General features: G+C 29.2%; 3 protein-coding genes. 1 reads left to right on the forward strand and 2 read right to left on the reverse strand.

Annotation, left to right across the window (positions count from 1 at the left end; genetic code table 11):
- On the forward strand, positions 1–346 hold a 346-nt coding region (locus U9R42_09870), incomplete at its 5' end, for a nucleotidyltransferase family protein (GenBank protein ID MEA3496327.1).
- Between the two features lie 45 nt (positions 347–391).
- Here U9R42_09870 and U9R42_09875 read toward each other — a convergent pair.
- Both U9R42_09875 and U9R42_09880 read right to left on the reverse strand, forming a co-directional pair.
- On the reverse strand, positions 392–2854 hold the full coding sequence (locus U9R42_09875; protein ID MEA3496328.1) for a tetratricopeptide repeat protein: 2463 nt from the start codon (positions 2852–2854) through the stop codon (positions 392–394).
- Positions 2855–2985: 131 nt separating this feature from the next.
- The coding region (locus U9R42_09880; GenBank protein MEA3496329.1) for a PKD domain-containing protein at positions 2986–7946 on the reverse strand (4961 nt) is incomplete at its 5' end.

A 7946-nucleotide genomic window follows, 5' to 3' on the forward strand; every position in this document is an offset into this window, starting at 1 on the left:
AAAAAATAACCCATTAGTAAGTCTTGCTGTTTCTGATAGAAAATCAACAAATTATTTGTTGTTTGATTCAAATAACTTTTTAGCAGGATGGAAAAGTTATAAAACTGATAAGCAAATTATTTCAAGAAAGTGTGATAGTTTTAGGCAGTACGCATTTAGTGGAATACATATTTTATCTCCGGAAATATTTGAGCTTTTTGAAAACAAAGAAACTTTTTCAATTATTACTCCCTATTTAAAACTCTCAAAAGAAAAAGAACTTTTGGCTTTTCACCATAATCATAAAAATTGGTTTGATGCCGGGTCTGTTGAAAAGCTTGAAAAATTAAAGGGAATAAATATTTAAATAAAGCTAGCATAAAGTTCTCAAAAAGGTAAAATTTGAATTGTTTTATCTTTTTTCAATAAATTCATTAATAATTTTTATTAGATTTTTTTTATTGATTGGTTTTGAAATATAAGCATCAAAGCCTTCATCTATAAATGATAGCCCATTAGATGAATGTGCATAAGCTGTTTGTGCAATTATTGAAGTATTTTTGTATTCTTTCCATTTTTTTCTTATTTCTTTCATTAGTTTTATTCCATCCCAAGGATGAGGAAGGTTAACATCACAGAGTATTAAATCAAAATACTTTGATTTGTTTTTATATTCTTTAATAATATTTATAGCATTGTTACCATTTGTCGCTAACTTAATTATAGCGATTTTTTTAAGTAATATTTCTAATAAATAACCACTACTATCGTCATCTTCAATAATTAAAATATTTGGTTTTATATATTTAATATTTTCAATAATTCTATCAATATTATCTTCACCTTTGCCTGTAGGAGTTATGAAAGAAGGAAGAATTAAATTAACAACAGTTCCAACATTTTTTTTGGATTTTAAAATAATTTCACCGTCCATGAGTTCAATAATTTTTTTGGATAGTGGTAAGCCAAGTCCTGCACCCTCATACGCACGTCCTAATTCTTTACTTTCCTGTGTAAAGGATTCAAATAATTTTGATTGATATTTAGAACTTATTCCAATTCCTGTGTCTGAAATTTCAATGAAAACAGTATTATTTTTGGCTAAAAATCCTGTTTTTATTTCGATACTTCCTTTGTTTGTAAATTTTATTGCGTTATCAACTATAAAACTCACTACTTTTACAAGTAATTCTTTGTCGCCAATTGCATTTGGAATATCACTAGGGATAAATGAAAATTTTAAACCTTTGGCATTTGCTTTAAATGTAAAAAGCTCATAAACCTCATTAATAATATTATTTGTTGATAAGGGTTGGATATTTATTTTAAGAGTTCTAGATATAAGTCTGCTAATGTCAATTATATTATCCAATAGGTTTAATAAGCGAGCACCACTTTTTTCCGATTCGCTTGCATAATTTGCTAAATCCTTATATTTTGTATTTTCTAATTCTGTTTTTAATAATCCGGAAAAACCAATAATGCTGTTTAGAGGAGTTCTTATTTCATGGCTAATATTATAAAGAAATTCTGTCTTTAACCTATTTGCTTCGTCTGCTTTTTCCAATGCTATACTTAATGATTTTTGAGTTTTCTCTTTTTCGACAATTTCATCTTTCAACTTTTTAGTACGTTCATTAACACGTTCTTCCAACTTCTCATTAAGCGATTCTAATTTATTGTTTATCAATTTAATTTCTTCATTTTTTTCTGAAAGAAGTTTAATAAAATTCATTTTAATTCGATAACGGCTATAAATAAAAATTCCTGTTAGAAGAATCAAAATGGCAATGAGTACTATAATTTTTTTTGTAAATATTTGTTTATCAATTTCTAATTGAAGTATTTTGTTGTTTTTTTCTAATAATTTTTCTTTTTTAATACTTTCAACTTTTTCTAATTCTTCAATTCTTTTTCTGCTTTCGTTATTAAAAATGGATTCATGAATATTATGGTAAGATTTGAAGTATTTTAGAGCATTTTTATTATCTCCTAATTCAAAATATAGATTTGATAAATTTAAATATATGGATGGTTTAAGGTTAGTTAATTCAAATTGATTTGCTAATTTGAGTGCATCATTGAGCTTTTTATCTGCATCTTCCAAATTCCCTAAATGAATTTGAACTTCTGCAATTTTATTAGATACTGTTGCAATTCCAATTTTGTCATCAATTTCTTTTCTGTATTTTAATGATTGTTGAAAAAAATCAAGAGACTTTTGATAATTTTCCATTTTAAAATGAATTAGTCCAATATTAGAAATTGTATTTGAAATGCCTTTATAATCATTTAAGTTTTCTTTTATCGTTAAAGATTTATGAAGATAAACAAAAGCTTGTTCAAAATCTCCAATGTCATTATATGTATTTCCAATATTGTTATATAATTTTCCAATAATGTTTTTATTTCCAATTTTTAAATAAGTTTCTAAAGCTTTTTTATAATATTCAAGAGCTTTTTCTGTTTTTTTCCAATCACTGTAAACATTTGCAATATTATTGTATGACATCGCAATCCATTCTTCATTATTCTTTTTTTGGGCTATTTTTAACGATGTTTGAAAATATCTAATTGTTTTTTCAAAATCACCTTTGTAATAAAATACTATTCCGATATTTACAAGTGCACTTAACTTGCCATCATCATAATCAATCTTTTTTGCTAACTTATAGGCTTCCTGACTATATTCAAGGCTTTTGGGTAGGTTTTTACTAAATAAACATTCAGATAACGTATTTAAAACTTCTACTTTTTCTTTGTCGTTTAACTTTGTTTTGCTTTCCGAATTTAAAAGATTTGTCAAGCTATCAATTTCGTTAGAGGCAAAAACTGCATTTGTAATCAGTAGAAAAAATAATATTTTTTTTAACATTTAGCGATTATTCGGTAAAATATAATAAAATTAAAAAATGCTAAAATAATATTTTTTGGAGTAAATACAAAAAATATTTGAAAAAGAAGAATAGGAATTGCTTTCAAATTTTAAGCTTTTATTTTGAGGGATTATCTTATAAGTAGAACTGTTCCATGTATAAGCTTAGTCTGTCCTTTAGTTCCTTTAGCGTAAATTGTATAAAAATATTCTCCTTTAGGAAGTAATTTGTTTCTGTAAGTACCATCCCATGGTGCATCAATGTCATTACTTTCATAAACTAAATCACCCCAACGATTATAAATTTTAATATTGTATTGAGTGATAAATCTGCCTTTAACTTTAAAAGTTGGATTATTTGGGTCATCATTAGGAGTAAAGGCATTTGGTACCCAAAGACTAAATGGAGTAGGAGTGCAAACATAATTAGAATAACTTAATTGTCCGTCTCCATTTCTGTGAGCAATTATCCTATAACAATATTCCCAATAATTTTCATCTCTTTCAGTATCTTTATAAAAAGTATCATTTGTAAAATGAATGGGCTTAAATATTCCCAACTCTTCATCTTTAAGTTGCACTTCATATTGAGAAATCCCGTCTTTCCATTCTTTGTAGGCTGTCCATTGTAATAAGGGGTCTTCTTCATCAATATCAATATTTAATAAAATTGTTTTACCGATATTACTGTAAGGACTTATGTAATTACAACTGTCAGTTACTTGAATACGATAGATGTATGAATTTGTTGCTACATTAACATTGTTATCTATATATTCCAAAACATCAGGTGTAACACTTAGGATATTTGAAAAATTATTATTATCAATTGAACGTTCAAGATTAAAAGTCATTGGTTTACCAACAATTGACGGAGTCCAAACTATTTTTACAAACTCATTATTTTCAACTGTTGCAAAGTCAAGTATTGCAGGGTCAACGTGATCGGTAAATTTTAGGTTTTTAAAAGTTAATCTGCTACATCCTTTTGAAGATGTTACTTTTAACATAACATGATAAGTTCCTGCTGTGTAATATATATTTGTCGGGTTTTGTAAAATTGATGAATCTCCATTTTTGAAATCCCATTGCCAACTACCAAGTTTGCCCGGGGCATCTATTGAAGTTAAATCCTTAAAATATATTGTATCTCCCAAACAAGGTGTGTTGAAACTGAAATCAGGAATTGGCATTGGATGTACTTCTATTGAAATATTGTATGTGTCCACACATGAATTATTAGTTGTTGCAATTAAGCTAACAGTGTAAGTATTGTTTGTATCGTAAACATGAGTAGGATTGCTAATTGTTGATTGTTTTGAATCACCGAATAACCAATTATAATTTAAACTTCCATAGGGAATTGTTGAAAGATTATTGAAAACAAAATTGTTGCCGTCAAGGCATTGGTTGCTGTCATTTATTGAAAAAGAGGAGCTTGGCATTGGAAATACTTCAATACTTTTTGTTAATGAATCCTCACAATTTAGATTGGAAATGCCAAACAACTGAACTTGATAATTTCCATAATTTAAATAGGAATGTTTAGAGTTTGTTAAGGTAGAACTATCACCGTCTCCAAAATACCAATTATAATTCAGTGTGCCTGTGTTTACAGAGGAAAGATTTGTAAAATTAAATTTGTTCCATTTTAGGCACTGTGTGCTGTCATTGATAGAAAAATTAAGTTTTGGAGAAGGAAAAACATAAGCTTTTTTGATAATTGAATCTTTACAATTAAAAGTAGAAATTGCAATTAATTTAACATTAAATGTGTCATCTGATGTATAGGTAATTGCAGGGTTAATTGCCGTTGATTGTTGATTGTTTTCAAAATCCCACAAATATGAAAGTGTTCCGTAAGGAATTGTTGAGGCATTTGTAAAGTTAAAATTATTTCCTTTAAAACATTGAATGCTATCAACTATTGAGAAATCTGCTTCTGGCATTGGTCTTACAAAAACTGTTTTTGTTATGGAATCTTTACACAATAAATTTGAAGTAATTATTAATTTGACACCAAATGTATCATGATTTGAGTATGAATGTTTAGGATTAATTGTTGTTGAATTTTGATTATCTCCAAAATCCCAAATATATGTTTGTGTACCTGAATTGATGGTAGAGTTATTTGTAAAAATATAATTGTTTGATGCAAGGCACTGAGAACTATCGTTTATTGAAAAAGCAGGAATAGGTGATGGATAAACATAAAGGTATTTAATAATTGAATCCAAACATCCCATATTTGAAGTTGTAAGTAATTTAACAGCAAAAGTATCATCATAGTTATAAGTGTGAGTAGGGTCAACAACTGTAGATTGTGTATTATCTCCAAAATCCCATACATTATTCCAACTTCCCCACTTTAGTGATGTTTCATTTGTGAAAACAAAATTATTAGCGTTAAAACATTGAGTGCTGTCGCTAATGGAAAAATCACTGGCAGGCATAGGATGAATGTAAGTGGTTTTTGAAATGGAATCCAAACAGTTGAGATTTGAAATAGCAATTAATTCAATTGTAAAAGTATCATCATAAGAGTAGTTATGAGATGGGTTAATTAATGAACTTGAATCACTATCTCCAAAACTCCAGTTATAATTTAAGGAACCTGAGTTTATGCTTGATGTATTTGTTAGGTCAATCTGATTTATGTTTAGACACTGCGTACTGTCATTTATTACAAAATCAGCAATAGGTGAAGGGAAAACATAAGCTGTTTTTTCAATTGTGTCTTTACAATTCAGATTTGATGTTGAGAAAAGTGTAACAGTGAATGTATCATCATTTGAATATGAGTGTAAAGGATTAATTTGTGTTGAAGTGTCGTTATCACCAAAATCCCAAAGATAAGTTTGCGTACCGGTGTTAATTGTTGAATTGTTTGTAAAAGCAAAATTATTTCCATTCAGACATTGACTACTATCGTTAATTGAAAAATCAGGGATTGGTGAAGGGAATAAATAAATGGGCTTTGTTACAGAGTCCTGACAAGCTAATCCCGAAGTGGCTTTTAGTTTGACAAGGAAAGTGTCATCATAAGTATAATTGTGATCAGTATGTGTTGTAAAGCTTGTATCTCCATCTCCAAACAGCCATTCGTAGCTCATGTTTCCTGAATTTATTGAAGAGGAATTTGTGAATACAAAATGATGTTCGTTAAAGCATTGTTGACTGTCAACTACTGAAAAATCCATTTGAGGTGAAGGGAAAACATAAACTGTTTTGCTAATGGAATCCATACAATTCAAGTTGGAGTTAATTGTAAGTTTTACCGTAAAAGTATCATTTGTTAAATAATTGTGTGAAGGATTAATTTGTGATGAAGTATCGTTATCACCAAAATTCCAAAGATAAGTTTGTGAGCCTGTATTAATTGTTGAGGTATTTGTGAAAACAAAGGTATTGCTGTTAAAACATTGTTGGCTATCGCTAATAACAAAATTGGGGACAGGAGAGGGGAATAGATAAACACTTTTTGTTAAGCTATCCTGACATCCTAAGTTGGAAGTAATAAGTATCTCAACATTGTGAGTGTCATCAATAGCGTAAGTATGTGTAGGAGAAGTTAAAGCAGATGTATCTCCATCACCGAATCGCCATAGATAATTCATGGAACCTGTATTAATAGTTGATGAATTTGTAAAGTTGAATTCATGCCCGTTAAAGCATTGAATAGAATCATTTATTTGAAAATCAGGAACAGGCGAGGGAAAAACATAATTGATTTTATTTAATGAATCTTTACAACCCAGATTTGAAATTGTAATCATTTTTACATTAAAAGTATCATCAAAAGCATAAGCGTGAGATGGATTTGTAAGTGTGGATTGAAGTGTGTCTCCAAAATTCCATAAGTAAGTATTCGTGCCTGTGTTTATTGTTGAAGTATTTGTGAAAACAAAATTATTTGTGTTAAAACATTGTTGTGTATCGTTAATGTTAAAATCGGCAACAGGGTTTGGAAATACGTAAGTTGTTTTTAGAATGCTGTCTGAACATCCAAGGTTAGAGTTTAGTACTAACTTAACAGAGAAAGTATCATCGCTGGAATAGATATGGTCAGGACTGTAATTTGTTGTGTTGCTACCATCTCCAAAATCCCATGATGTTGAATATGTTCCTTTTGTGATTGTACTTGAATTTGTAAAAAGAAAATAATTGGAATTAATACATTGCTGACTGTCATTTATTGAGAAATTGCTTGAAGGCGATGGAAAAACATAAGCAGTTTGTTCGGTTGAATCTTTACAGTTCAACCCTGATGTTACAATCAGCCTTACAAAGAATGTATCATCATAGGCAAATGAATGATTAGGCAAAACTGTAGAATTGCTATCTCCGAATCTCCAAAAATAATTCATTGTTCCTGAATTAATAGTTGAATTATTGCTGAAAGTAAAATTGTTTCCATTCAAGCATTGCTGACTGTCGATAATGGAAAAATTTGCCAGTGGTGAAGGGAAAATATAAATAGTTTGGCTTGTTGAATCTTTACAACCTAAATTTGATGTTGCAAGCAATTTTACTACAAAGGTATCATCGCTTTGATAAGCTAATCCAGGACTATAAGAAGTTGATGTAGTTCCATTTCCAAAATCCCATAAAAAGCTTTGAGTTCCTGAGTTTATAGTTGAGAAGTTTATAAAATTAAAATGATTTCCGTTAAAGCATTGGCTACTGTCGCCTTTAGAAAATATTGCATTTGGATTAGGGAATACATAAGTTGTTTTGCTCAATGTATCAGCACAATTCAAATTGGAGTTAGCAATAAGAAATACCGTAAAAGTATCATCAGTTGCATAAGTGTGAACAGGACTTGTAGTATTGGAAGTGGAGGCATCACCAAAATTCCAGAGATAAGTTTGTGTACCTGTATTTATTGTTGAATTGTTTGTGAAAACAAAAGAATTGCCGTTAAAACATTGTTGACTGTCGCTAATGTCAAAAGCTACAAGTGGAGAAGGAAATACATAGTTGGTTTTTATTGTTGAATCCATGCAACCTAAATCGGAAGTGTTCCAAAGTTTTATTGTAAATGTATCGTCTGTTGTGTAATTATGTGAAGGGTCTTTTAATGTTGAAGTTG

This window comes from Bacteroidota bacterium, assembly GCA_034723125.1.
Taxonomy (GTDB): domain Bacteria; phylum Bacteroidota; class Bacteroidia; order CAILMK01; family JAAYUY01; genus JAYEOP01.

Coding starts and splice junctions, on each gene's coding strand:
- U9R42_09875 (MEA3496328.1), bottom strand. CDS start 2,854: ATGTTAAAAAAAATATTATTTTTTCTACTGATTACAAATGCAGTTTTT.